Origin of the sequence: Anaeromassilibacillus sp. An200, from assembly GCF_002160025.1 — a bacterium.
Taxonomy (GTDB): Bacteria; Bacillota; Clostridia; order Oscillospirales; family Acutalibacteraceae; genus Caccousia; species Caccousia stercoris.
In genome coordinates this window covers 91,161-115,073 of record NZ_NFJU01000008.1, presented here as the reverse complement: position 1 = coordinate 115,073, position 23,913 = coordinate 91,161, and the positions used below count along the sequence as shown (strand labels likewise).

The window sequence follows — 23,913 nt, the reverse complement described above, 5'->3', positions numbered from 1 at the left end:
CTTTGCTTTATGGCAGTATCAGCACCTGACCGGGATAAATCAGGTTCGGATTGACGATCTTGTCGCGGTTGAGATTGTAAATCTCTTTGTACCGCGTCCCGTCTCCCAAAAACTGTTTTGCGATGTTCCACAGGCAATCCCCCTTTTTCACAGTGTAAGTCCCGCCGGACGGCGCGCCGGAGGTTTCCCGCGCGCTGTCCACGGTTGTACCGTATTCCGCCTGGCTCACAGTCTTGACAGACCATGGCTTCCATTCGCGCAGACGCATGGTCACGCGCACATCGTCGCCAAGATTTTCCGCGTCCTCCTCCACGGTGTAATCCTCCAGCGCAACCGTGAGGTTGGTCCCGAACCGCAGGGAGTTGTCCATCCCCTTGCGGTACACGATGAACTGGACGTGCTTCTGCTCCGTCTTGAGCCGGTCAAGGAAATTGAGATACCAGGCGGGAGATTTCCAGTCCCGGTTGACGAACGGATAATACCGGTGCGGCAGCAGTACTTCCAGGTCGACCTCGCGGAGCGCCGGGACTTCGGGGAGGTTGATTTCCTCCCCGCTGAGCAGCCGCGCGGTGCCGTTGCGGCTTTTGATGGTCTGCGTCATGCGTCCCGGCGTCACCGGAAGCAGGACACCGTCAAGATAAAACTGATAACCCATTTATCCATGCACCCCCTCGGGGGAGCTGTGGAGCTCCCCAGCAAATCGCCGCGCCCATTGATTCCAGAATTCCTCCGGGGACGGTGCGGTTTCCTTTCGGCGCACGGTGGGGGAGGCGCGCGCCGTTTGTTCCGATGTGCTTGAAGTGCTGGCGTTTTCCCGCACCGGGTGCGGCAGAAAGGACAGGCTTTCCTCCCCCGCGGATTGCAGCGCCGCAGAGAAACGGCTGCCTGATGTTTCCTCTCTGTCCGAAACGGCAGTCGCGAGAGCGGGACTGTTTTCCACAAAGCGGAGCGTGCCGGTGGAAAGTGCGGAAGAAGGTTCCGTGTGTTCCACCATTTGGGTGACTCTTGCCCGGGTTGGCTGCCGCCATGCCGCCGAGTGTTCCGCTGTTGCGATTGCGGTTGTTTGCCGTGCTGTAGCATCTTCCGCCGGTTCCGCCCAGGCGGGCTGCCGCCATGATGCCGTGCGTTCCGCTGTTGCGCTTGCGGTCGTTTGCCGCGCCGCCGCATCTTCCGCCGGTTCTGCCCAGGCGGGCTGGTGCCATGCCGCCGTGCGTTCCGCCGTTAAGCTCCCGGCTGTCTGCCGCGCCGCCGCATTTTCCGCCGTTTCCGCCCGGGCGGGTTGCCGCCATGCCGCCGCGCGCTGCACCGCCTCGCTCGCGGCTGTCTGCCGTGTTGCCGTGTTTTCCACCGGTTCCGCCCGGACGGGCTGATGCCATGCCTGTGTGCGTTCCGCCGCTGCGCTCGCGGCCGTCTGCCGTATTGCCACATGGTCCATTATTCCCGCCAGGGAAAGGACTGAAGGATCCGCTTGCAGCACCGAAAGCACAGGACTGCGCTTCCATACAGGGGCGGCAGTGATATTCTCCTGCCCCATTATCAAGGAGGGGAATGTACGCCCGATCTCTGCGTTGGTATCCCTTGTATTCCCGTTTTCCACCGCACGGGGAATCTTGGTGGAAAACGGGGTGACCTGCACTTCGTCGCGCCCAACAACGGTTTTTGCAGCCATGTGTTCTTCCGTCCCGGCGGTGACAAAGGGCGTCCCCCCACGCGCCGCGCTTTCCGTTGTCCGTTGCCGTGCGCCGGGTAAAAGTGCTGCGGACGTCCGGACGGCGGGGAAGAGGGAGGTACGCTCTTGTGCTGGAGGGAGGACACTATCCAGCTGAAAAAACGCTTCTCCGGAAGAGGGAGCTGCCCGCTCCAGCGCAGGCGCGCGGAACAGGCGGCGTGCGGCGAGCCGCACCGCGTTCAGAACCGTTTTTCTTGCCATGGTTTCCCTCCTTTCTCATCGTTTTGCTTCCTCCCGCTCCGCATGTACCTGCAAAGCCGCGAGCAGAAAGGCGCGCTCCTGGCGGCTGAGCGCGAAATACTGCGACGGCATCAGCGAAAACGAGAACAGGCAGGCGTAGGCGGCGGCAGCCTCCCCGTCGCCGCCGCGGATCAGTTTTTTGCTTCATTCACCTCGTCCTGCATGGTGCGGGCAAAGCCGCATACCTCCTGCACTTTGTCGAGATACACGGCGTATTCGCCCGCTGTCAGCATGGCGCGCAGCAGCTCCTCCGCGCCCATTACGCCATAGCTGTCCTGCAAGGATCGATCGTTCAGATCGGGATAGACGGTGCAGGCGGCGGCGAGACGGCCGAGGTATAGCCCCGCGTCCGTCTCGCTCATATACTGCCCGCGCCGTCCCGGCACCGGAACGCAGCGGGCGCAGGAACGGCGAAGGGATTCGTCCTCCGCCGCCGTCAGGCAGCGGATTTCCCACTGCTCCGCCTCGCCGTCCTCGTCCACAAAACGGGGCGAGACAGCGAACAGGACATGCTCCGTCCGCACGGCGTTCTGTGCAAGAAACGCGCTCAAGCTCATGATCGTTCCTCCTTATTCCATGCCGTCGAGAGCAGTGAAGCTTTCCGGCATCTCGAAGTCCTCAAAGGTAAAGCTCATTTCCTCGTCGAGGTAGTCCGCGTCCGCGTCAAAGCGGGCCAGTACACCGCCGTCAATGTTGCAGTCCTTGAGGATGACGGTCTGCCGCCCTGCCGAGGAGGTCGGGTCGTCGTTCGTCACCTGAATGTCAAAATACACGTCCTCGCCGGTGGATTTGTAGCGGTACATCAGCTCGCGGAAGATGGATGTATTGTAATGAAAAGCCGCTTTTCCGGTGCCCTTCCAGCCTGAGGTCTTGTTGCCGCGCCCCGTCCTGCCGAGGATCGGCACACGGGATTTTTCGCGTTCAAACTTCGCCTCAAGATTGATTGCCTGCATGAAGTTGTAGCGCTTGTCTCCGATGGTTACATAGCATTCCGCCAGCGCGGCGGAGACGGTATCTTTTGCATTCATGGTCAGCATGAAATTTCCCCCTTCCTTACGCCGCGCCCGCGACGGTCACAGTCATGTAAAGCTGTTCCATGGCGCACACCGGCGTTACGCGGCCGCTCACCACAACGCTGCGCTTTGTCTGTCCCGCCGAAACCTGCACGTCCTCCGCGGAGAAGTTCTCGATCGCCCGCTGGCGTTCCAGCTCCTGGTGGTGCTTTACAATGTCGTTCCACAGGCTGATCCGTCCGGCTTCGTCGTTCGGGATCTGCCCGAGATAACGGGTGCAGAAAAGAACGGCCACATCGTTGGCGATCTGGTCGAGCACACGGACGGTCTGGTTCAGGGCGAAATCCTCGCCGCGCTCGTTGGTGAACGTGGTGAGCGTGTTCACGTCGGAGAGCACGCGCACCTGCCCGCCCGCGCGGTGGAACAGAAGCTTTCCGGCTTTCAGCCCTTCCTCCAGCTGGGTCTGCGTGTAATCGGCCAGGACGGTGTATTCGCCGTCGTAGATCTTGTTCGAGCAGCTTGCGTTCACGGCGCAGCCTGCCGCCGCACCCGTCATCCAGTAGACAAGAGCGGGAGCGTCCTCCTCCGCCTCATTTTCCACGCTGATCACGCCCTCATAGTCGGCGGCGGTGTGGTAGAGCACCGTCTGGAATTTCACGCCGGCCTCCTCACGCATGCGCCGTGTGAACGAGACAAAGAGCTTGTTGATTTCCGAATCCTCCGAGGCGCAGCCCAGGGTCTGGAAGGTGTACGGCTCCACTGCCCGCAGGAAGGCTTCGTAGTCGGATTTCTCCGGATCCTTGTCGGTGCCGCCCGTCAGCGGTTCGCCCGCTGTGGCAGAGAGCGCTTCCTCCGTGAAGGTGACAAAGTCGTTTTCCACCAGCTCTTCCGCGGCGGAGACGGTCTGGGTATCCATCTCCACGCCGTCTACCACCGTCACCACGTCAAATTTTTCCGCATTCTCACGGATTACAATCTGAATGTTGTTGCCGCCGGTTCCCGCGTATTTCGCCGAGGCGTGTGTGCTGTGTGCCTTCTCGCCGCCCTCCGGACGGTAAAAGAGCAGCGTTTCCGCCCCGCAGAACAACTCCCGCACGGGAAGCAGCGCGTTGCTGTCTGCGCTGCACCCGAACAGACGCGGCGCCTCCTCTGCGAAATAATCCGCTTTCAGGCTGGTCACCACGCCCTGCGGCCCGAAGGGCAGGGGCAGCAGCATGGCTGCCGTTCCGCGCGCCGACAGCTCGGCTGTCGCCCGTGCCGCGCTCACAAAGTTAATGTAAGCGCCCGGCAGAATCTTGTTCTGGGTGGTAAAGGTTCCTCCGCCGTATGCCATCTGATCATTCCTCCGTTTCTGTGTCGGCCGTCTCCCCGTCCGGCGCATGCAGCGTCATGGAAAGGGAAACGGTGTCCATGGTTTCGTGCGTTTGCTCTTTTTGAGAAAGGACGAGGCGGTAGCGGGCGGACGCTTGTGCCCGCCCGGATTTTACCTCGCCCGCCGTACCGGTTCCCCGCAAGGCCGGGCCGCCCTTCACCCGCACCACGGCAAGCGCCTGCGTCAGCTGCTCCGCCGCCGTGCGCGGTGCGTCGTCGTTTTTGCGGGGAAGATAATCCGCCGTCACCGTGCAGAGGAGTTCTTCCCGCCTGCACGGGAGGGGGCGGCGCTCCCCCTCCTCCGCTTCCAGAAAGATGCAGGGTCGCTTTACGCCCTGCTCCGCACGTCCAAGATAGATTTCCACGTCCTGACCAAAAACTTCGCGCACTGACTGTGCCGCGCCCTCGAGAAGCTCCTGAAGCGCCATCGTCCTCCCTCCTTATGCGTCGTCCTGCCACAGCGCCAGCGCGATTTCCTGATGCGAGTCGTACACAGCGGGCTGGCCGCTGCGCCCGTAGACGCGCTGGATGCCGCGCCCCTCCACCGTGATCCGCGAACCGGCGGGGATGTCCCACTCCGGCGCGAGGAACAGCTTGACGCTCTGTCCGGCCTGCGCCCAGGGCTGAGCTTCCCCGGCGGTTTCCAGGCCGGAGAGTGTCTGGCCGCTTGCGCCGGAAAACGACAGACGGCACGGGGCGCGGGTGATGGTTTCCTCCTCCCGGAAGCGTGTCACAGCTCCGTCGCGGTACGGTACGTTCACCGTCACCGTGGCAAAGCAGTCATACAGGCTTTCCAAAGCCTCCCGCACACTCACCAGATCAGCCTCCTCCACCGCGCGCAGTCCCGCCGCGCCCCGTCGATCAGATCCCGGGCCAGAGCGCGGCGCAGTGTGCCGGGTGAATTTTCCTCGGAAAACTGCACCTGCGTGTCGCCCTCCTTCACGGAGACGGCCTGCCCCGCGCTTTCTCCCTCCGCGCCGGGAAAAAGCAGATACAGTCCGGCGGCCAGCGCGCCCGTTTCCTCCAAGAGGGAGTCGGGCGCCTCTTCGGCATTGCACAGGGCGGCTGCCTCGCACAAGGCACGGCGGGAGGCTGTGAGCAGATCGTCCTCCCGTGCTTCGGTTCCGGCTGCCGTCACATAGGGGCGCGCGCGATCCGCGACCTCCTGCTCCGTCATGCCTTCACCTTGATCTTGCGCATCACGCCCGCGGCCTTGGTGGCCTTGAGCGCCACAGCGGCGACCATCTCGACCTCACCGGTCTTGACGGCTCCCGCCGTGCGGTAGTCCGGCAGCCACTGGCGTACCGGAACGACGCCGGAGGGGCTGACGGCGTGGAAGCCGTCCAGGCCGAAGCGCACCGCGTAAAGCGACGTGCAGCCTGTGTCCCCGGAGTCAAGGATCGGCACGATGGGATCGTTGGTGCCGGGTTTCGCACCGAGATCGACCAGCGGAATCGAGCCGTACTGCTCCACCTGCTGGCCGAAGTCATTGCGCGTGGTCTGGTACATCCCGGCGCGGCGGGCGCAGGCGCGCAGCTTGGCGATCAGCTTGGTGTTGCCGCCGATGAAATCCGGCGCGCCGTCCAGTCCCATGAGAAACTCGTCGAGCGCGTCAAGGAAATACATGTAGTTCGTGTCCACCGCCTGCGAGGTGGAGAGATCGATCGCCGCCTCGGGGATGAACTCCGTCGAGGAGCCGGTGAGAGCCTTTTCCAGACCGTCAAAGGCCTTGCTGTCGTCCTCGCTGTCGCCGTTGATCACCGTGTCGGTGAAGAGGGCGGAGGCCGCTTTGATTTTCTGCGCCATCTGAAAGCTTACTTCATTGGCCGCGCCGCCGAGATCCGCAATCACGCGGTCGATCTGGAAGGAGCCGCCGAAGATCTTGAGATCCACCGAGTGGCGTTCCTTCGCGGCCTCCTGCGGGGTGTATTCCTTGTTGATCTCGCGGAATTCCGCCGTCGGCTGGGTGATGACGCGCGTGTAGCTGTACGTCATGGTCGAGCCGCCGCCGGGGTGGGAAACACAGTCGTCAAACGGGATCCGGTCAAGCAGAAAGCTTGATTTGCGGAATTCATCGATGACCAGGGGAGAGAGCTTGTCCTGTACGCTCAATTTTGCCTGTTCGAGTGTTACTGCCATGTGTCATCCGTCCTTTCTCATTCGTCGTCGTCCGTTGATTGCATGCTCTGCTCGATCGCCTGCGCCAGCGTCAGCGCTTCGTGGGAGCCGTCCTCTCCGGGGGAAAGCCCCTCGGCGGGACGGAAGCCCGTCAGCTGGGGAGCCTGTGTCCCGGCAAAGAGGAAAGCGGTGGATTCCTGGCTTTTGAGCGCTTCGATCTGCTCCGCCAGTCCCGGCAGCGTGCCGTCCGGGGAAAGGGCGGCGTCGGGATCGAGCGTGACGAGCGCGCGGGCGGCTTTCAGATTTTTCGCCCCGGCCTGCGCTAGGGCAATCTGTACGGCCCCCTCCTTTCTCTCGTTTGCCAGCGCCGTTTCCCACTCGCCGCGCGCCTGATCCAGCTCGCGTGCAAACTCCGCCGCGATCTGTCCGGCCGTCTCAGGGGACAGGCCGAGCTCCTGCAAATACTCCTGCTTCATACGGATTCTCCTTCCTGTTTTTTGGAAACCGCCTGCTCCTGCCGCAGCCGTTTCAGTTCACGCTGCACGTCCTCCACCCATGGATGCTGCTCCAGCAGCGTCTCGCGGGAAAGGAGTGAGGCCGAACCGGCCACATCGGCAATCACCTGCGATTCATTCACAATGGTGTCGCGGTTGAAAATCAGCGATGCTTCCGCACCGCCAGCCGCCATGCCCTTCGCCCGCAGGCATGCGTCCGCGAACGGCAGAAGCTCCCGGAATAGTGACTGGAACTCGGCCTCGAGCATGTCCGCGTCGAGATCCGCATCGCTGAACACAGAGCGCAGATTCATCTCGTTCGGTGTTCCGGCGGCGCGCAGATCCTTCGCGTCGTAGCCGCGCGCGTTCTCCACCAGAGCGCGCTTGAGAAGATCGAGCACCGCCTTGTAGTTTTCGCCGTTCACGGAGAGGGAGAGTGTTTTCACGTCGCCGCCCGGCGCGCCCGCGTCGCTGCGCACCTTGACGGCCCCGTAAGCCGCCAGATTGCGCCGGAATTCCCCGAGATTCTGTCCGTCGTAGTTGACGAGGACTAAAATGGTGTTGCGCGGGTCCTCCTGCATCCCGTTGACAAAGTTGGAGAGAATCAGGTTTACCGCGTCCTGTAAGGATTTCACCCGGTCGAGCAGCGAAACCTCCGCCGGGCCGTTCTTCACGGCGAACAGCGGAAGGGCGTCCCAGTTGAAGGGGAACGCGCGCCCTTCGAGAGACGCTGTGACGTACGGCAGATGAAACGGCTTTTCCGGCAGAAGCGCGCGTCCCTCCCGTCGGAAACGGAACACACCGTCGCGGGTGTACAGTTCGGCGTAGCCCGCGCGGGTTCTGCCATGCTCCCCGTGTTCCTCACGCTCCCAGACGCGCAGCGCGCCGTCGAGCTCCGTGTGGTCGGCGTCCGCCCAGAAGGGCAGCACCTCCCAGGGGCGGAAGCGGCGCAGCCGCAGGCCGCCCGCGCCGTCCGGGCAGGCAAACAGCCATGCGCACCCACCGGCGAGCGCGTCATGCGCCGCCCCGCGCAGAGCGCGGAAAAAGCCGGGCCCCAGCATACCGCGAAGGGCTTCGGCGTAGTCCCTGTCCGCGCTGACAATCACCGGCGGCCTGCCCAGCAGGTAATTGACCTTCTGATCCAGCAAGCGGGCGTACTGGTTGTCCGTCAGGCGCGCGTTCGGGAGGTTTGTCACCTCCACGGGCGCACCCTCCGGGCCGATCACCGTACGTTTGTGCCGCAGAATCTGCTGTTCGCCCCGGTAGTACAGCTCTCCGAGAAGCTGCCTGCGCCGCGTGCGGGAAGTCTCCCAGTCCCGCACTTCCCGTGCCAGAAAGCCCGCTTCCCCCAGTCCGCGCGGCAAAGGTGGCGGGGCGGGCAGGGAGGAGAACACTCCCAGCTTCAGAGGCTTTGCCATCCGATTCCCCCCTTTCCGATCGTTTGCTTGTCCTGTGTCATGTTGTATGTCCTCCTGTTTCCCCATGATGCGGCGTTCCCGCCCCATATTGACCCGTTTTTCGGATCCGAAGCGGCCGCGGCGCATCCGTTTTGCTCCGGCCCGCCGTCATCATGCAAAGCTGAACGTGTCGCCGCGCAGGATCGTCCGTACAAAGTAGCGGATTTCATCCATCGCGTGGTCGTGCTCCTTAACGGGCCGGTCCTCACCGCTTGCTTCGTCCCAGCGGTACAGCGAAAACTCCCGCAGAGCGCCCTCGCAGCAGTCGCACACGGCGATTTTTCCCTCGTGCAGCGCGGCGGCGGTGTCGCGGATACCGGCCAGAACGGCATTGTCCGCGGGGCGCACCGGCCATTTGCCGCGCCTGCGCAGTGCTTCCAGGAAGCTGGCGGCGGAGGGATCCACCACGACGGCCTCAAGCGGCCTGCCGCCCGCCAGCTTTTCGAGCCGGTCGCAGTATTCCTCGTCGGTGAGCTGTGTCCGGCTTTCGCGCCCGCTGTGGTAGTATTCGGCAAAGCGGTACCATACGCCGCCGCAGTAGCCCCAGAGTCCCATGGAGCAGGGGTTGAGCGTGCCGTAATCCACGGAGACGGCAAACCGCGTGTAGTTGCGTGGGATGCTTTCCGCGATTCCCTCGCCCTCTGCGGCGCGCGGGTAAATCAGACCCTCTGCCGCCACCCATTTGCCGAGGATATACCGATCGTAAAAGACGCCGGAAAAGCTGGCCTTTGCCCGCTCGATCGCCTTCTGGCTCAGGCCGGGATTGTCCTCCAGAAGAAAGTGCAGCCGTTTGGCGCCACGTTCCTCCGCCCGGCAGACCCATTCGCGGTAGAACCAGTGGGAGGGGGAAACGGGGTTGCAGTTGAACCACAGCTTTGCTCCGTCCACGCTCAGTGTGCGGGTGACGGTCTGCTCCACAAAGGATCGCGGCATCAGCGCTGTCTCGTCGAGCAGCACGCCCGCGAGCGTCATGCCTTGAATGAGCATGTAGCTCGATTCATCGTGTCCGCCAAAGAGATAAAAGCTGTTTTGCTTTCCCCGAAATTCCGCTGTAAGCAGGGAGAGGGAGCGCGAATAGCACAGGTTGTATTTCCTGGCGACGCTTTGCAGGGCGAGCAGCGGTTCGATGATGTTGCGTTCCACGGAGGCTTTCGTTTTTCCGCACAGCGCGAAGCTCATTCCGGAAAAGGCGTGCATGGCCCATTCCAGAAAAGCCGCCGTCATCAGGATGGTTTTGCCCGTTCGCACAGCCCCGTCACAGATCAGGGCGGAATACGGCTCGTGGATGAAGCGGAAGATTTCAAGCTGCTTTTTCGAGATCCGCTCAAACCTCATGCTCCATCGCCTCCGCGAGCGCCGCAAAGAAATTGTCGTCCTCCTCCGGCTGGCTGTCCGGCACGCCGGGCTTGTCGCGCCAGCGATCGGGCCGCCTGTTCTTGAGCCAGAACACCTGTGCCGTGGTGTTGCCCGGCACATGCACCTTTTCCTCGCTTGTTTGCAGCTCCTCCTTTTCCTGCACCTTTTTCCCCGTGGTGGGATCGTATTCGACGCATTTAACCTTATACGTCTTGGTCACAGGCTTGTTGTAGCCGGTTGCCGTGCGAAGAAGGGCGCTCTCCACCTCCCAGGCCGCGCCGCGCCCGCGCCGGATCGCTTCATCCAGCTTTGGAGAAGCGCGCCGCCAGCGCCGCAGGGTGGATTCCGGCACTCCCATGCGGCGGGCAATGGCCGCGTCATCCTCCCCTTCCCGTGCCCACGATTCCGCGAGATGCAGCCCTTCCTCTTTGCTCCAGAATTCCTTTTTCCTCATTTCCCGCGCTTTTCTTCCTCCTTTCGGCGTTTTCCCTTGCCCGCGAAGGGGCATAAGGGCAGCACGCAGAAATTTACCCCGGTCATCCATTTGGGGTTGTACACGCATTTGCCGTTCCGGCAGCAGCTCACAAAGATTCCTCCTTTCTTCTGAAACTCGGGAAACGCGGCGGGGGACCGCCTCCGTTTCCGGCTGCGATCCCCCGCTGTGTTTTCCTGATTGTAACGATATCACAGGTGCGGTGTGACATGCTATGACGCGAGGTGACATTCCCTGTCATCCTGCAAAATTTTCTGCACGCGTTCAAGCGCAAGGCGGTGCAGGCGCATGATCTGACGCTCGGAGTAGCCCATATGATCGGCTGTTTCCGCCCAGGTGAAGCTGCACTGGTAGTAAAGCCGCAGGAGCTCGGAAAGCCGCGCGTCCCCCACGCGCGACAGCACGGATTCCTGTCTGCGGCGCAGCGTATGGATCCTTTCCCGCGTGCGCTCGATCTCCTCCTCCAGTTCGGCGGCTTCACAGGCGCACGATTCCACGCGGTTCCCCTGCGGCTGTCCTTGTACGCGTACTGTCCCCAAAACGGACGTGACACGGTCGGAGAGCTCCCGCCAGCGGCGAAGCTGCTCCATACGGATCGCCAGCTCCCGCACAGCCTCCTGCGGCTCCCGCAGAAAGCGCCTGGCCTCTTCATACATTCCGGTTCCCGCCATAGCTGTCTCCCCTTTCTTTTCTGCAAAGTTGAATTTGGTCAACATCATGAGAATAATTTAGAACATATGTTCTGTTTCTGCGTTGTCCATTATAGCCGCAATGTCAGGAAATGTCAACCATCTTTTTCCGTTTTTACAAACGGAAACCGGTGCGGGGAGTTGAAAAAAGAGGGAAGTTGTGCGATAATAGAGAAAATTCAGCGTCCGGCGGTTTTTTTACTTTTTCCGCCGGTCCACTTTTTTGTGCGTGAATTTTTGATGATAATAAAACAGAAGGCCATTGTGCCTATCGCAATAGAGAAGAAATATGTGAAGTTAGGATGTATAGTATGACGTTTGAAGAGCTTCATCTGATCCCTCCGATCCTGAATGCGCTGCGGCAGGCAGGCTACCAGGAGCCGACGCCGATCCAGCAGGCCGCGATTCCGCCTGTGCTCGAGGGCCGGGATCTGCTTGGCTGCGCCCAGACGGGGACTGGCAAAACAGCAGCGTTTGCCGTGCCGATCCTGCAAATTTTGGCAAAACGCCCCGCGCCAAAGGGAAAGCGCCCGATCCGCTCTCTGGTGCTCACACCGACGCGGGAACTGGCGCTGCAAATTTATGAGAACTTTGAGCTGTACGGAAAGCATCTGGGCCTGCGCTCCGCCGTGGTGTTCGGCGGGGTGGGACAGGCTCCGCAGGTGGAGGCGCTCGAAAAGGGCGTGGATGTGCTGGTCGCGACGCCGGGAAGGCTCAACGATCTCATCGGCCAGGGCCATGTGAGCCTTGCCGATCTGGAGATTTTTGTGCTGGACGAGGCCGATCGCATGCTCGATATGGGCTTTATCCACGACGTCCGCCGCGTGATCGACAAAACGCCGGAGAAGAAGCAGACGCTGCTCTTTTCCGCCACCATGCCGCCGGAAATCCAGGAGATCGCCGATCGGCTGCTGCACGACATGGCGGTGGTACAGGTCGCGCCGCCCGCGACGACGGTGGAAAAGATCCGCCAGTACGTCTATTTTGTCGACCGGGAGAACAAGCGCAAACTGCTGGCTCACCTGCTCGCGAACCCGGAACTGGTTTCCGTGCTGGTCTTTACCCGCACCAAGCACGGAGCGGATCGCGTCGCAAGGGATCTGAGCCGGGCGGGCTTTTCCGCGCGCTCCATCCATGGCGACAAGTCGCAGAATGCCCGTCAGGAAGCGCTGGCCGCATTCAAGGAGGGGCGCTGCCGCGTCCTTGTGGCCACCGATATCGCGGCGCGCGGTATCGATATTTATGAGCTCTCCCATGTCATCAATTTTGATATTCCCGAGGTGCCTGAGACGTATGTGCACCGCATCGGCCGCACGGGCCGCGCGGGCCTTGACGGTACGGCCATTTCGTTCTGCACAGCCGACGAGCATGCGGATTTTGATCAGATCCTGCGCCTGACGAAGGGCAACATTGAGACGGTGGAGGATCACCCGTTCCCGCAGCAGCAAACGGAGCCGACGCCGAAGGAGGAGCTGGCGCGCATCCGTGAGCAGCGGCGCCAGGAAGCGAGGGAACGCCGCGCCCGCCGGAACAGCCAGAAGAATCCCGCGCCCACCGGGCAGGCGGAAAAGAATCCCCCCGCCGCGCAGGAGAAAAGCGCGCAGCAGGGACAAGCTTCGAAGAACCGGGACGCCAAACAGGAGATCGCGCGCAAAGACGCTTCCCAGGGCGGGCGGAACACAGCTTCCCAGCAGGCCGGAGAAAAGAACGCGCAGGACAAAAACGCGCCGAAGAAAAGCAGCCGCAGACGCGGCAGGGGAAAGAAAAACCGGCAGGAGAGTACGGAGCCGCCGCAGCGCCAGTATTCGGAGCAGATGAACGTCAAGCCCTCCAACCGCCACCCCAAAAAGTATGAGTACAAGGATAACACTCGTCTGAAGGACGATATCATCACCTATACCCCGGATTGGGGAAGCCCGCCGTCAGCGCCGCGCTTCCAGCCTTCCTCCTCCGCCAGGAAGAAGCCGCAGGATCAGCCGCTTTCCGACAAGCCGTTCCGGCGCTGAGCGAGCCTACTGGACACAGACAAGCCGGGATCGCCGTGTGAAGCTGCGCGGCGGTCCCCGCTTTTTTCATTTTGCGTTGACTGAAAAAGGAGAAAAGCATGGAGAATCTGGAGCTGTTGGCGCGCGTTCCCGCGCCGCTGCTTGCTTGGTATGACAAAGAAGCCCGCGACCTTCCGTGGCGCCAAAATACGGATCCCTACCGCGTGTGGGTATCGGAGATTATGCTGCAGCAGACGCGCGTGGAGGCGGTGATTCCGTATTATGAGCGGTTCCTCTCCGCCTTTCCGGATCTGAAGGCGCTGGCCGAAGCGCCGGAGGAGCAGCTGCTGAAGCTGTGGGAGGGTCTTGGTTATTACAGCCGCGCCCGCAATCTGCAAAAGGCCGCGCGGGAGGCGCTTTCTCGTTTCGGCGGTCTGCCGGGGGAGGTGCAGGAGCTTTCCTCCCTGCCGGGAATCGGCGCGTATACGGCGGGAGCAATCGCGTCGATCGCCTTTTCCCGCCCTGTTCCCGCTGTGGACGGCAATGTTCTGCGCGTCGTCGCGCGCCTGACCGACAGCCATGACGACGTGCTGGCCCCCGCGGTGAAGCGGGAAGTGGAAAAGGCTGTCACCGCTGTGATCCCGCACGATCGGCCGGGGGACTTTAACCAGGCCGTTATGGATCTGGGCGCGACAGTCTGCCTGCCGAACGGCGCACCGCGCTGTGAAGTTTGCCCACTCGCAAAGCTTTGCCTGGGGCTGGCGCGTTCCACCGCGCCGGAGCTTCCCGTCAAAGCCAAAAAGAAGGAGCGGCGGATCGAGGAAAAAACGGTTTTGGTGCTGATAGACAGTGAGGGGCGTGCCGCACTGGAACGCCGTCCCGCGCGCGGCCTGCTGGCCGGGCTGTGGCAGCTGCCCCTGCTTTCCGGCCATGCGGCGGAAAAGGAGCTGCATCAGGCGCTGGAGGGTTGGGGGATGCAGGCGCAGTCGCTTCGTCCGCTGGGAAATGCCGCGCACATTTTTTCCCATGTTGAATGGCGCATGACGGGCTGGCTGGTGCGGGTACGGGGAGAAGGCCCCTTCACCTGGGCCGCGCCGGAGGAGCTGGAGGAGCGGTACGCGCTGCCCTCGGCTTTCCGCGCTTACCGCCCCGCCTGTCTGGAGGGAGGCGCGTTTGCCGCGGCGGACACCTCCCCGCACTGATATTTTACAGTTTTGAAACTGTTTTTTTATGTTCCGGGATGCTATAATAGATCAGATGTTTACGGAAAGGAGGAGGATACGGTGAAGGGGATCCGGAAGAAGGCGGCCGCTGTGCTGCTGGCTCTGCTGTGCATGCTGCCCTCAGGCGGCTGCGGCGTGCTGTTTTCCGACGACACCGAAGCGCTCATGCGCCCGCCGCGCCCCACAGGGGAGAAGGCCGGGATTCATGAGCTGATTGAAAAGACGGCGGGGGATGGCTTTACCTTCAAGTATCCCACCTCCGGCGAAAACCGCTCCGCTATTTTGATGCAGGATCTGACCAACGACGGAGTGAAGGAGGCAATCGCGCTCTATCAGAAAGCGGACGCGTCCTCCGCGGGCGTCAATATCATGTTCATCCGGAAAAAGGACGGTGTGTGGACCAGCATGGGCTCCTTTGCCACCTCCGCTTCCCAGGTGGACAAGGTGATGTTTGGGGACGTCAACGAGGACGGCGTGCCGGAAACGGTGGTCGGCTGGGGCAGCGGCCAGAGCGGCGTGAGCAATATCAGTGTGTATTCGCTCGACGGCACGGGTGAAAAGATGGAGGAGACGGAGCTGGACCAAAGCTACAGCCAGCTTCTGGTGATGGACTTTGACGGTGACGGCTTCGAGGAAATCTTTACCGCCAGCGTGACGGTCGGCGACCAGCCCGCCCAGGCCAGATTGTTCCGCCTGCGCAGCGGGGCGATTGAGATTTTGGGTTCCTGCCCGATTGACAGCGCGGTGACAAGCATTGTCAGCGCGGCGGGCGGCCTTCTGAGCGCGAACCAGACCGGTGTTCTGCTCGACGGTGCCAAAACCGCCAACACCTTTGTGACCGAGGTGGTGTACTGGGATCGGGTGAAGCGGGAGCTTGTCTCGCCTTTGTGGGATCCGGTGACACAGACGGTCAGCGCCACCGCGCGCAGCCTCAATATGGTGAGCCGGGACATCAACGGCGACAAGATTCTGGAGCTGCCCATGGTGAATCTTCTTCCCGGTACTCCCGCGCAGAACGCGCCGGATTCCGCGTATCTGACCGACTGGCACCAATATGACGCCGAAACGAACACGATTGTGCGTGTCATGAGCATGGTAACGAACAGCACGGACGGCTATTGGTTCCTGATCCCGGATATGTGGAAAAACCAGATCACAACGGAGCAGGATACCTCAATCCGCACCCTGACCTTCCGCCGCTGGGATGCCCCGCAGGAAAATTTGTCCGAGGGACAGGCGGGGGAGAAGCTGCTGGAAATCCGCGTTTTTACCACCAAGCAGTGGGATGTGGGACAGGAGGGTTATTTCAAGCTCGTGGACAGCAACAATCTGGTTTACGCGGCCCGGCTTCCCTCGCCGGACAGCAGCCTTTCCATGAGTGAAAACGACGTCAGGAACAGCTTTAAGCTCCTGACACAGGAATAAAACGGACACAGCGATGACAGACGCCGCCGCACGGGCGGCGCGGAGGAGAAGAGCGATGAAGAAAATTCTGGTAGCGGAGGACGAGCAGGCGATCCGCGAATTTGTGGTGATCAACCTCAAGCGCGCCGGGTACGATACGCTGGAAGCCGGCACAGGCGAGGAAGCGCTTCAAATCTATGAGCGTGAAAACGGCAGCATTGATGTGGCCCTTTTGGATATCATGATGCCCGGCAAGCTCGACGGTCTGGCCGTGTGCCGCCAGCTGCGGGAAAAGAGCGGATCGATCGGGATCATTCTGCTCACGGCCCGCACACAGGAAATGGACAAGGTCAGCGGCCTGATGATGGGCGCGGATGATTATGTGACAAAGCCGTTCAGCCCGAGCGAGCTGGTGGCGCGTGTGGACGCTGTTTACCGCCGCGTCGCGCTGGAGCAGATGCGCAACGAGAACAATTTCCGCGAGGAGATTCGCTCCGGCGAATTTGTCCTGAACCTGCGCAACCGTTCGCTGATGAAGGCGGGCAAGCCGATTGAGCTGACACAGGTGGAATTCCAGCTGATGGAATACTTTTTCTGCAATCCCACGACAGCCCTCGACCGCGGCGCGATCTTAAAGCATGTCTGGGGCGATGCATACTACGGCGAGGAAAAGATCGTCGATGTGAACATCCGGCGCCTGCGCATGAAGGTGGAGGACGAGCCGAGCAATCCGAAGCATATCATCACCGTCTGGGGACTGGGATATAAGTGGGAAGCCTGAGAAGCGCGCCCCGAAGGGGCGGGAAGGAGGCCACCGGCATGGCGGCGGGGAAAATCAGCAATATGAAGGGCATTGCGCGGCGCTGGCTTTTGAACAGCGTCGGTATGATCATGCTGCTTCTCATCATTCTGGTCGCCATCCTTTCGCTCGTGATCCGGGGATCGATTTACAGCGGTATCCAGGCTTCGCTGGACGGCCGTTCCGGGGAGCTGACGAATGTGTTCGCGGATTACGGACGCCGTTCTCCGGCGGAATTCAACGCTGTTGCCCGCGCCTATGTGGAGAATTTTCCCGAAAAAGAGAGCATGGAACTGATGGTGTTCAACTCCTCCGGAAAAATCCTCATTACTTCGATCGGCTTTGCGCCGGACCAGACGCAGCCCATGCCGGATTACCAGCTTGCCCTGAGCGATGTGGAGGGCTACGGCACCTGGACGGGCAGCCTTACCAGCGGGGAAAAGGTGATGGCCGTCACCCGCGTGATCCGCAACAACAACGGCAGCCTGGTCGGAGCGATCCGCTATGTCGTCTCGCTCGAGGAGGCGGACAAGCGCGTGCTGTCTGTTATCGGCATGCTCGCGGGCGGGGGGATGCTGGTGATCCTCCTGATATTTACCTCCAGCTATTTCTTCCTCAAGAGCATCCTCAACCCGATCCGTCAGATCGGGGCGACGGCGCGCCGGATCGCGCAGGGCGATTTTGAAGCCCGCATCCAGAAGAGCAACGACGACGAGCTGGGCGCGCTGTGCGATACCATCAATGATATGGCTGTCGAGCTTGGCACGGCGGAGCGCATGAAAAACGACTTTATTTCCTCTGTGTCCCATGAGCTGCGCACACCGCTGACGGCGATCAAGGGCTGGGCGGAGACGATCGTGGAGGTCGGCGGCACGGATCAGGCCACCTTCTCCCGCGGCATGGGGATCATCATTCGGGAAAGCGAGCGGCTGTCGGGCATCGTGGAGGAGCTGCTGGACTTCTCGCGCATGCAGAGCGGCCGGATGTCGCTCACCATGGAAAAAATTGATATTCTCGCGGAGCTGGGGGAAGCGGTTTACATGTTCAGCGATCGTGCCCGCTCCGAAAACAAGTTCCTTCTCTATGACGAGCCCGCCATGCTTTCGCCTGTTCTGGGCGATATCAACCGTCTGCGGCAGGTGTTCGTCAATATCATTGACAACGCCCTCAAGTATACGGAGGAGGGCGGCACCATCAGCGTGGCGGCGCAGGAGGAGGACGGCCTGATCCGCGTCACCATCACGGACAACGGCTGCGGCATCCCCGCCGAGCATTTGCCCAACGTGAAAAAGAAGTTTTATAAAGCCAATCAGACGATCCGTGGTTCCGGCATCGGCCTCGCTCTTGCGGACGAGATCATGCGCCTGCACAACGGATCACTGGAAATTGAAAGCCATGAGAACATCGGCACAGCCGTAACCATTACCATCCCCGTTCTTTCCGAGACGGGAGACGAAAGGAAACAGGAAATTCATGCCTAAAGAAACAGTCAAACGCATCACCACAATCGGCGGACAGGCGCTTATTGAAGGGGTCATGATGCGGGGCCCGAAAAAGACGAGCATGGCCGTCCGCCTGCCGGACGGATCCATCGACCTGTCGGTGCTGTCCACCCCGTCCCTGCGGGAAAAATACGCTTTCTGGAAACTGCCGCTCCTGCGCGGTATTGCCACTTTTATCGACTCCCTGCGGGTCGGCTTTTCGGCGCTCGGCGCCTCGGCGGAGAAATCCGGGCTTGAGGACGATGAGGAGCCGAGCAAATTTGACCGCTGGATGCAGGAGAAATTTGGCGATAAGATCATGAACGTCATCATGGCGGCGGGTACGGTTCTCGGCGTCGTGCTGGCCATTTTGCTGTTTTTCTTCCTCCCCACGCTGGTGTTCAACGGCATTGAATTGCTTGCGGGCAGCGGGATCGAAGGCTGGCGTTCGGTCGTGGAGGGCGTCATGCGTATTCTCATTTTTGTCGCATACATTCTCTTTTGCGCTCACATGCCGTACATCCGCCGCGTCTTTGAATATCACGGCGCGGAGCATAAGACGATTTTCTGCTACGAGAGCCAGGAGGAGCTGACGGTGGAAAATGTCCGCCGCCACAGCCGCTTCCATCCGCGCTGCGGCACCAGCTTTATGGTGATCATGCTCCTGCTCGGTATTATCATCGGCTTTTTTATCCCGTTTACGAACCCGCTTCTGCGCACAGTGGTGAAGCTGTTGTGCATCCCGATCGTGGTTGGGATCGGCTATGAGCTGATCCGCATCTGCGGCCGGTACGACAACTGGTTGACGCGCATCATCGCCGCGCCGGGGCTGTGGATGCAGCGGATTACCACGCAGGAGCCGGATGACTCCATGATCGAGGTCGCTATCGCGGCCATGAAGGACGTGATCCCCGAAAACGGCGAGGATATCGTCGGCGGCTGCGGGTGTGCGAAATGACGCTGGAGCAGACGTATCGGGAAGGACGCCGCCGTCTGGAAAAGGCCGGGATTGACAGCCCGGCCTTTGACGCGGTTTGCCTGTTTGAGCGCCATTTTGGCATGGATCGGCAGGGCCTGATTCTGCATAGGAACGAACCGGCGGAGGAGGAACTGTCCCGCCGTTTTTTCGCGGACATTGATGAGCGGGCGCAGGGCCGTCCTCTGCAATATCTGCTCGGCGTGTGGCCCTTTCTTGACATGGAGCTTGCCGTAGGCGAGGGCGTTCTGGCCCCCCGCGAGGAAACGGAGCTGCTCGTGCGCGAGGGGGCGGCGCGGCTGCGTCGGGAACAACCGCAGGCAGGGGACGGCGCAGGGCTGTGCATTGCGGATTTGTGCTCGGGCAGCGGAGCGGTGGCGCTGGGGCTGGCGGGGGAATTTCCCGCCGCTTTTGTGCGTGCCGTGGAATGGTTCCCCGCCGCCTTCGGATTTCTCACGGAAAACATCCGCCGCACCGGGCGGGCGGTGGAGCCGGTACGCCTTGATGTGCTGCGTCCGGAGAGCGCGCAGGGGTTTGAAGGGCTTCATCTGCTGGCCGCCAATCCGCCGTATGTAGCCTGCGGGGATATCCCTTCCCTGCAAAGGGAGATTCAGTATGAGCCGCGCGCCGCTCTCGACGGAGGCGGAGACGGATTGGTCTTTTACCGGGCCATTGCCGCGCATTGGGTTCCCTGTCTGGCGCTGGGCGGTGTCTGTGCCGTCGAGATAGGGGAGGATCAGGCGCAGGCCGTCTCCGAGCTATTCCGGCAGGCTGGGCTGTCCCGTGTGGAGGTTACGAAGGATTTTAACGGCTTTGATCGTGTGGTGACGGCAGTTAAGTCCTGATTATAGGACAATCCTTCTGGTATTCTATTAACAACGGATTTCCGAAGAATGAAAAATGGGAAGGAAATCTTTGTGGCAGGAACAGAAAAGCAACAAATGTTCGAGAAAACAGGAAAAAGTATTGCTTTTAGCTTGCCGTCCCGGTATAATAGAAACAGAAACGCGCGGAGAAGCCGGCTCCGCGCCGCCGTCCGCTGGACGGGGGAGAACGGAACCGGCAAGAAGAAGGAGAGGTTTTCATGGCGGATAAGGCAGGAGCGAGAGACAGAAGCGCGGATAAGGCGGCAGCGCTGGAAACGGCGCTGGCACAGATTGAAAAGCAGTTCGGCAAAGGGGCCGTCATGCGCCTGGGACAAAATCAGGCGATGAATGTTGAGGCTGTCTCAACTGGCTCGCTCTCTTTGGATCTGGCACTTGGTATCGGCGGCCTGCCGCGCGGCAGAATCGTTGAAATCTATGGACCGGAAAGCTCCGGTAAAACGACGCTGGCCCTGCACTGCATCGCGGAGGGACAGAAGGACGGCGGCAACGCGGCGTTCATCGACGTGGAGCATGCGCTGGATCCGGTGTATGCCCGCGCGCTGGGTGTGGACGTGGATTCCCTTCTGGTTTCGCAGCCGGACACCGGCGAGCAGGCGCTGGAAATCGCGGAGGCCCTGATCCGTTCGGGCGCGATCGATGTCATCGTCATTGACTCCGTGGCGGCTCTCGTGCCGCGCGCCGAGATCGAGGGTGAGATGGGCGACAGCCACGTGGGTCTGCAGGCCCGTCTGATGAGCCAGGCGCTCCGCAAGCTGGCGGGCGCGATCTCGAAATCGAGCTGTGTGGCCATCTTCATCAACCAGCTGCGTGAGAAGGTGGGCGTGGTGTACGGCAACCCGGAGGTCACACCTGGCGGCCGTGCGCTGAAATTCTATTCCTCCGTGCGTCTTGAGATCCGCAAGATCGAAGTGCTCAAATCCGGCACGGAGCAGATCGGCACACGCACTCGCGCGAAGGTCGTGAAAAATAAAATTGCCCCTCCGTTCCGTGAGGCGGAGTTTGACGTGATGTACGGGCGCGGCATTTCGCGCACCGGAGAGCTGATCGACCTCGCGGTGAAGCTGGACGTGATCCAGAAGAGCGGCGCATGGTTCTCCTATAACCAGACGCGCCTTGGACAGGGCCGCGACAATGTGAAGATTTTCCTCGAAAACCCGGAGAACGCGGCGATCGCCTCGGAGATTGAAACGGCGGTGAAGGCAAACGCGGGCCGCCTCTACAATAAGAACGCTCCCGCACAGGCCGCGCCCGCCCGTCCGATGGAGGTCCTGCCGGTGCAGACGCCTCCTTCGGCCTCCGCTGCCGCTCCGGCCCCGGCTCCCGCCGCGCCGAAGAACAAGCCCAAGGCCGCGATTGATATTGAGGCGGACGACTGATGGAGCTGACCGCGATCGAGCCGCGCCGCCACCGGATGGTGCAGCTCTTTCTGGACGGCGAACCCGCAGTGAAGCTGGATGCTGTCACAGCGCAGGAGGAACGGCTGCGGGTCGGGATGGAACTGGATGATGAGGAGCTGCACGCTCTTTTGCAGAAGAGCGACGCCGCACGCGCAAAGGAAAAGGCCCTCTATCTGCTGGAACACCGCCCGCACGCCAAACGGGAGCTGGAGCGCAAGCTTTCCCGCACCGTGAGCGAGGACGCGGCGCGTGCCGCCGCTGACCGGATGGAGGAGCTGGGCCTTGTGGACGACGAGGACTACGCCCGCCGCCTGGCACAGGAGCTGGCCCGCAAGGGATACGCCGCTCCCCGCACGGCGCAGGAGCTGGCCCGGCGGGGGATAGACCGCGATCTGGCGCGCGCCGCGGCACAGGAGGCGGTCTCCGATCCGGGGGAGTCCCTGCGCGCCCTGATTGCCCGCAAGTATGCCCGCCGTCTGGGAGACGAGAAGGGCCGCCGGCAAACGGTGGCGGCCCTGCAGCGGCTTGGCTACCGCTGGGATGAGATCCGTTCCGCCCTGCGCGAGTTCGACGCGCTTCCCGAAGGAGACACAGACTGATTCACACGAAATTCACAGACAGGCAATTGCGCCTGGCCCTTTCTTATGGTATGATAAACCGAAGAGGGGTCGGGCTTTTTCCGATCGCGCCGCGTCATAACGGCGCGCTGTTTCTCTTATATATAAGGTATATGGATGGAAAAGTAAGGAGATCACAATGCCGTATTCAGTTGGAATGGTCAGCCTTGGCTGCGAAAAGAACCGCGTGGACGCGGAAATCATGATGGCGTCGCTTGAGAAAGCGGGATATGTGTTGAAGGACGATGCCGCAATGGCGGACGTCGCGATCGTGAATACCTGCGGCTTCATTGAGTCAGCGAAGCAGGAGTCGATTGAGGAAATTCTGGAGCTGGCGAAGCTCAAGAAGGAGGGCCGCATCCGTGCGCTGATCGTCACGGGCTGCATGGCCGAGCGCTACCGTGACGAGATCCGCCGGGAGCTGCCGGAGGCAGACGCCGTCTGCGGCATCGGCGCGAACGGGGAGATTGCGGATATTGTCCGCCAGACGCTTGAGGGCGAGCACCCGGAAATCTTTCTGGAAAAGGAGCGGCTTCCGCTGGAGGGCGATCGCGTGCGCAGCACCCCCAGCTATTTCGCCTACATAAAAATTGCGGAGGGCTGTGACAACCGCTGCTCCTACTGTGCCATCCCGCTGATCCGGGGCGGTTACCGCAGCCGCACCATGGAGAGCATTGTGGCTGAGGCGGAACGCCTGGCCGCGGAGGGAGCGAAGGAGCTGATCCTCATTGCGCAGGATACCACGCGCTACGGCAAGGATCTCTATGGCCGCTACGCGCTGCCGGAGCTTCTGACAAAGCTCTGCGCCATTGATGGCCCGCGCTGGATCCGCCTGCTCTACTGCTACCCGGATGCCGTGACCGACGAACTGCTGGACGTGATGGCACGGGAGAAGAAGATCGTCAAATATATGGATCTGCCCCTGCAGCATTGCTCGAAGCGTGTCCTGCGCGCCATGCGCCGTGCGGGCGATCGGGAGCAGCTCATAGCGCTCATTCATAAGATGCGCGAGCGTGTGCCTGGCCTTGTCCTGCGCACTACCATGATCGCGGGCTTCCCTGGCGAGACACAGGAGGATTTCGACGAGCTTTGTGAGTTTGCCAAGGAGATCCGCTTTGAACGGCTCGGCTGTTTTGCCTATTCGCAGGAGGAGGGCACGCCCGCCGGCGAGATGGACGGCCAGCTTCCGAAGGAGGAAAAGGAGCGCCGCCGCGATATCCTTATGGAGCAGCAGATGACCGTCATGCAGCGCTGGGGCGAGAGCCGCGTGGGGCAGACGGTGGAGGTGCTGGTGGAGGGCTTCGACCGTTACGCAGAATGCTGGTTTGGCCGCAGCGCGGCGGACGCGCCGGACGTGGACGGCAAAATCTTTTTCATGGCGGGCGGCAAGAAACCGCGCCTGGGAGAATTCCGCAAAGTCAAAATCACAGATTGCATCGATTGCGACCTGATGGGAGAAATTGTAGGCTGACAAAGGAGGCGCGCTTGTGAATACACCGAATAAGCTGACGGTTCTGCGCATGATTCTGGTTCCCTTTTTCGTCGCCGCGCTGCTGGCGGGAAACAGTCTGCCGCATCACAATTTGGTTGCCCTTGTCCTGTTCGCGGCCGCGTCCTACACCGATCATCTCGACGGCAAACTGGCCCGCAGCCGCAATCTGATCACGACCTTTGGAAAATTCATGGATCCGCTTGCCGATAAGATTATGGTGATCTCGGCGCTGGTTTGCTTTGTCTCTCTGGATGTGGCGAATGTGTGGCTGGTTCTCCTGATCATTTTCCGTGAATTCATGGTCACGTCGGTGCGCCTTGTTGCGGCGGACAGCGGCGTGGTTGTGGCGGCCAACAACTGGGGAAAGGCCAAGACGGTCAGCCAGATTATTGCAATCCTGTTTATTCTGCTGTTCCAGTATCTGCTGGAGCTTGTCTCGCTCGGCGTCCTTCCCGTCTTTACGGTGTTCGGTGGGAGCGCGGTGCAGTGGTTTGGGTTCTTCGGCAATCTTCTTCTTCTGGTGGCCACCGTGATGGCCGTGATCTCCGGGGTGATTTACCTCAAGCAGAACTGGAAGATCGTCGCGCGCGAAATGTAAATCCGTCAGGATCCCCCTTTACAACGCGGGGCGCGTGCGCTATACTAAAGAAAATGATACAAACGCGAGGGCGGAAGAAGTACCCCCCAGACGC

At 61.3% G+C, this 23,913-nt stretch carries 26 protein-coding genes; 11 read left to right on the top strand and 15 right to left on the bottom strand.

What is annotated here, in order from left to right; genetic code table 11:
- Nucleotides 1–7 precede the first annotated feature (7 nt).
- The 15 genes from B5F35_RS06055 to B5F35_RS05990 form a co-directional block, all read right to left on the bottom strand.
- Nucleotides 8–655, bottom strand: a complete 648-nt coding sequence (locus tag B5F35_RS06055) for a LysM peptidoglycan-binding domain-containing protein (RefSeq protein WP_087239040.1) — start codon at nucleotides 653–655, stop codon at nucleotides 8–10.
- A complete protein-coding gene (locus B5F35_RS06050; RefSeq protein WP_087239038.1) occupies nucleotides 656–1,930 on the bottom strand; it encodes a hypothetical protein in 1,275 nt (424 codons plus the stop codon). It abuts the gene before it with no gap.
- A gap of 170 nt (nucleotides 1,931–2,100) precedes the next feature.
- Nucleotides 2,101–2,526 carry a phage tail assembly chaperone gene (locus B5F35_RS06045; protein WP_442856432.1) on the bottom strand — a complete coding sequence of 142 codons (426 nt, stop codon included), beginning with the start codon at nucleotides 2,524–2,526 and terminating at the stop codon, nucleotides 2,101–2,103.
- A 12-nt stretch (nucleotides 2,527–2,538) separates the two neighbouring features.
- A complete protein-coding gene (locus tag B5F35_RS06040) occupies nucleotides 2,539–3,006 on the bottom strand; it encodes a phage tail tube protein (protein WP_087239034.1) in 468 nt (155 codons plus the stop codon).
- A gap of 16 nt (nucleotides 3,007–3,022) precedes the next feature.
- A complete protein-coding gene (locus B5F35_RS06035) occupies nucleotides 3,023–4,315 on the bottom strand; it encodes a phage tail sheath family protein (RefSeq protein WP_087239032.1) in 1,293 nt (430 codons plus the stop codon).
- A 4-nt stretch (nucleotides 4,316–4,319) separates the two neighbouring features.
- On the bottom strand, nucleotides 4,320–4,781 hold the full coding sequence (locus tag B5F35_RS06030) for a phage tail terminator family protein (protein WP_087239030.1): 462 nt from the start codon (nucleotides 4,779–4,781) through the stop codon (nucleotides 4,320–4,322).
- A gap of 12 nt (nucleotides 4,782–4,793) precedes the next feature.
- The gene (locus tag B5F35_RS06025) at nucleotides 4,794–5,168 is read right to left on the bottom strand and encodes a hypothetical protein (protein ID WP_087239029.1); all 375 of its coding nucleotides are present in this window, start codon (nucleotides 5,166–5,168) and stop codon (nucleotides 4,794–4,796) included.
- On the bottom strand, nucleotides 5,165–5,530 hold the full coding sequence (locus B5F35_RS06020) for a hypothetical protein (protein ID WP_087239027.1): 366 nt from the start codon (nucleotides 5,528–5,530) through the stop codon (nucleotides 5,165–5,167). The genes B5F35_RS06025 and B5F35_RS06020 overlap by 4 nt, the downstream gene beginning before the upstream one ends.
- Nucleotides 5,527–6,492: a major capsid protein gene (locus tag B5F35_RS06015; RefSeq protein WP_087239025.1), complete on the bottom strand. Its 966-nt coding sequence runs from the start codon at nucleotides 6,490–6,492 to the stop codon at nucleotides 5,527–5,529. Before B5F35_RS06015 ends, B5F35_RS06020 begins: the two co-directional genes overlap by 4 nt.
- A 17-nt stretch (nucleotides 6,493–6,509) precedes the next feature.
- Nucleotides 6,510–6,947: a phage scaffolding protein gene (locus tag B5F35_RS06010; RefSeq protein ID WP_087239023.1), complete on the bottom strand. Its 438-nt coding sequence runs from the start codon at nucleotides 6,945–6,947 to the stop codon at nucleotides 6,510–6,512.
- Entirely contained in the window at nucleotides 6,944–8,383 is a 1,440-nt protein-coding gene (locus tag B5F35_RS06005; protein ID WP_162611344.1) for a phage portal protein, read from the bottom strand. Before B5F35_RS06005 ends, B5F35_RS06010 begins: the two co-directional genes overlap by 4 nt.
- 150 nt (nucleotides 8,384–8,533) lie before the next feature.
- Nucleotides 8,534–9,757 (bottom strand): PBSX family phage terminase large subunit, encoded by a 1,224-nt coding sequence (locus B5F35_RS06000; RefSeq protein WP_087239019.1) that lies wholly within the window; start codon nucleotides 9,755–9,757, stop codon nucleotides 8,534–8,536.
- Nucleotides 9,747–10,232, bottom strand: a complete 486-nt coding sequence (locus tag B5F35_RS18670; RefSeq protein WP_087239017.1) for a transposase — start codon at nucleotides 10,230–10,232, stop codon at nucleotides 9,747–9,749. The genes B5F35_RS06000 and B5F35_RS18670 overlap by 11 nt, the downstream gene beginning before the upstream one ends.
- Nucleotides 10,229–10,363, bottom strand: a complete 135-nt coding sequence (locus tag B5F35_RS19425; protein WP_275532250.1) for a hypothetical protein — start codon at nucleotides 10,361–10,363, stop codon at nucleotides 10,229–10,231. Before B5F35_RS19425 ends, B5F35_RS18670 begins: the two co-directional genes overlap by 4 nt.
- A 120-nt stretch (nucleotides 10,364–10,483) precedes the next feature.
- A complete protein-coding gene (locus B5F35_RS05990; RefSeq protein ID WP_087239015.1) occupies nucleotides 10,484–10,942 on the bottom strand; it encodes a hypothetical protein in 459 nt (152 codons plus the stop codon).
- 329 nt (nucleotides 10,943–11,271) lie between these two features.
- Here B5F35_RS05990 and B5F35_RS05985 point away from each other — a divergent pair, with 329 nt between their 5' ends.
- The 11 genes from B5F35_RS05985 to pgsA all read left to right on the top strand — a co-directional run bounded on the left by B5F35_RS05985 (nucleotide 11,272) and on the right by pgsA (nucleotide 23,819).
- A complete protein-coding gene (locus B5F35_RS05985) occupies nucleotides 11,272–12,966 on the top strand; it encodes a DEAD/DEAH box helicase (RefSeq protein ID WP_087239013.1) in 1,695 nt (564 codons plus the stop codon).
- A gap of 98 nt (nucleotides 12,967–13,064) precedes the next feature.
- Nucleotides 13,065–14,147, top strand: a complete 1,083-nt coding sequence (gene mutY, locus B5F35_RS05980; protein WP_087239011.1) for an A/G-specific adenine glycosylase — start codon at nucleotides 13,065–13,067, stop codon at nucleotides 14,145–14,147.
- Between the two features lie 81 nt (nucleotides 14,148–14,228).
- Nucleotides 14,229–15,593, top strand: coding sequence for an FG-GAP repeat domain-containing protein (locus B5F35_RS05975; protein WP_087239009.1), 1,365 nt, complete (start codon nucleotides 14,229–14,231; stop codon nucleotides 15,591–15,593).
- Between the two features lie 55 nt (nucleotides 15,594–15,648).
- A complete protein-coding gene (locus B5F35_RS05970; protein WP_087239007.1) occupies nucleotides 15,649–16,353 on the top strand; it encodes a response regulator transcription factor in 705 nt (234 codons plus the stop codon).
- Between the two features lie 38 nt (nucleotides 16,354–16,391).
- The gene (locus tag B5F35_RS05965) at nucleotides 16,392–17,852 is read left to right on the top strand and encodes a sensor histidine kinase (protein ID WP_242969417.1); all 1,461 of its coding nucleotides are present in this window, start codon (nucleotides 16,392–16,394) and stop codon (nucleotides 17,850–17,852) included.
- A complete protein-coding gene (locus B5F35_RS05960) occupies nucleotides 17,845–18,810 on the top strand; it encodes a DUF1385 domain-containing protein (protein WP_087239005.1) in 966 nt (321 codons plus the stop codon). The genes B5F35_RS05965 and B5F35_RS05960 overlap by 8 nt, the downstream gene beginning before the upstream one ends.
- Entirely contained in the window at nucleotides 18,807–19,673 is an 867-nt protein-coding gene (gene prmC, locus B5F35_RS05955) for a peptide chain release factor N(5)-glutamine methyltransferase (RefSeq protein WP_087239003.1), read from the top strand. Before B5F35_RS05960 ends, prmC begins: the two co-directional genes overlap by 4 nt.
- Nucleotides 19,674–19,912: 239 nt before the next feature.
- Nucleotides 19,913–21,091 carry a recombinase RecA gene (recA, locus tag B5F35_RS05950; protein ID WP_087239001.1) on the top strand — a complete coding sequence of 393 codons (1,179 nt, stop codon included), beginning with the start codon at nucleotides 19,913–19,915 and terminating at the stop codon, nucleotides 21,089–21,091.
- Nucleotides 21,091–21,711 carry a regulatory protein RecX gene (locus B5F35_RS05945; protein ID WP_087238999.1) on the top strand — a complete coding sequence of 207 codons (621 nt, stop codon included), beginning with the start codon at nucleotides 21,091–21,093 and terminating at the stop codon, nucleotides 21,709–21,711. Before recA ends, B5F35_RS05945 begins: the two co-directional genes overlap by 1 nt.
- Before the next feature lie 157 nt (nucleotides 21,712–21,868).
- Complete coding sequence (rimO, locus tag B5F35_RS05940) at nucleotides 21,869–23,200, top strand: 30S ribosomal protein S12 methylthiotransferase RimO (protein WP_087238997.1); 1,332 nt, start codon at nucleotides 21,869–21,871, stop codon at nucleotides 23,198–23,200.
- Between the two features lie 16 nt (nucleotides 23,201–23,216).
- Nucleotides 23,217–23,819 (top strand): CDP-diacylglycerol--glycerol-3-phosphate 3-phosphatidyltransferase, encoded by a 603-nt coding sequence (gene pgsA / locus B5F35_RS05935; protein ID WP_087238995.1) that lies wholly within the window; start codon nucleotides 23,217–23,219, stop codon nucleotides 23,817–23,819.
- Nucleotides 23,820–23,913 lie beyond the last annotated feature (94 nt).

Coding starts and splice junctions, on each gene's coding strand:
- B5F35_RS18670 (WP_087239017.1), bottom strand. CDS start 10,232: ATGAGGAAAAAGGAATTCTGGAGCAAAGAGGAAGGGCTGCATCTCGCG.
- B5F35_RS05985 (WP_087239013.1), top strand. CDS start 11,272: ATGACGTTTGAAGAGCTTCATCTGATCCCTCCGATCCTGAATGCGCTG.
- B5F35_RS06005 (WP_162611344.1), bottom strand. CDS start 8,383: ATGGCAAAGCCTCTGAAGCTGGGAGTGTTCTCCTCCCTGCCCGCCCCG.
- B5F35_RS06030 (WP_087239030.1), bottom strand. CDS start 4,781: ATGGCGCTTCAGGAGCTTCTCGAGGGCGCGGCACAGTCAGTGCGCGAA.
- mutY (WP_087239011.1), top strand. CDS start 13,065: ATGGAGAATCTGGAGCTGTTGGCGCGCGTTCCCGCGCCGCTGCTTGCT.
- B5F35_RS06020 (WP_087239027.1), bottom strand. CDS start 5,530: ATGACGGAGCAGGAGGTCGCGGATCGCGCGCGCCCCTATGTGACGGCA.
- B5F35_RS06055 (WP_087239040.1), bottom strand. CDS start 655: ATGGGTTATCAGTTTTATCTTGACGGTGTCCTGCTTCCGGTGACGCCG.
- B5F35_RS06040 (WP_087239034.1), bottom strand. CDS start 3,006: ATGCTGACCATGAATGCAAAAGATACCGTCTCCGCCGCGCTGGCGGAA.
- rimO (WP_087238997.1), top strand. CDS start 21,869: ATGCCGTATTCAGTTGGAATGGTCAGCCTTGGCTGCGAAAAGAACCGC.
- prmC (WP_087239003.1), top strand. CDS start 18,807: ATGACGCTGGAGCAGACGTATCGGGAAGGACGCCGCCGTCTGGAAAAG.
- B5F35_RS05970 (WP_087239007.1), top strand. CDS start 15,649: ATGAAGAAAATTCTGGTAGCGGAGGACGAGCAGGCGATCCGCGAATTT.
- B5F35_RS06000 (WP_087239019.1), bottom strand. CDS start 9,757: ATGAGGTTTGAGCGGATCTCGAAAAAGCAGCTTGAAATCTTCCGCTTC.
- recA (WP_087239001.1), top strand. CDS start 19,913: ATGGCGGATAAGGCAGGAGCGAGAGACAGAAGCGCGGATAAGGCGGCA.
- B5F35_RS06050 (WP_087239038.1), bottom strand. CDS start 1,930: ATGGCAAGAAAAACGGTTCTGAACGCGGTGCGGCTCGCCGCACGCCGC.
- B5F35_RS06035 (WP_087239032.1), bottom strand. CDS start 4,315: ATGGCATACGGCGGAGGAACCTTTACCACCCAGAACAAGATTCTGCCG.
- B5F35_RS06015 (WP_087239025.1), bottom strand. CDS start 6,492: ATGGCAGTAACACTCGAACAGGCAAAATTGAGCGTACAGGACAAGCTC.
- B5F35_RS05965 (WP_242969417.1), top strand. CDS start 16,392: ATGGCGGCGGGGAAAATCAGCAATATGAAGGGCATTGCGCGGCGCTGG.
- B5F35_RS05960 (WP_087239005.1), top strand. CDS start 17,845: ATGCCTAAAGAAACAGTCAAACGCATCACCACAATCGGCGGACAGGCG.
- B5F35_RS06010 (WP_087239023.1), bottom strand. CDS start 6,947: ATGAAGCAGGAGTATTTGCAGGAGCTCGGCCTGTCCCCTGAGACGGCC.
- B5F35_RS05990 (WP_087239015.1), bottom strand. CDS start 10,942: ATGGCGGGAACCGGAATGTATGAAGAGGCCAGGCGCTTTCTGCGGGAG.
- B5F35_RS06045 (WP_442856432.1), bottom strand. CDS start 2,526: ATGAGCTTGAGCGCGTTTCTTGCACAGAACGCCGTGCGGACGGAGCAT.
- B5F35_RS05945 (WP_087238999.1), top strand. CDS start 21,091: ATGGAGCTGACCGCGATCGAGCCGCGCCGCCACCGGATGGTGCAGCTC.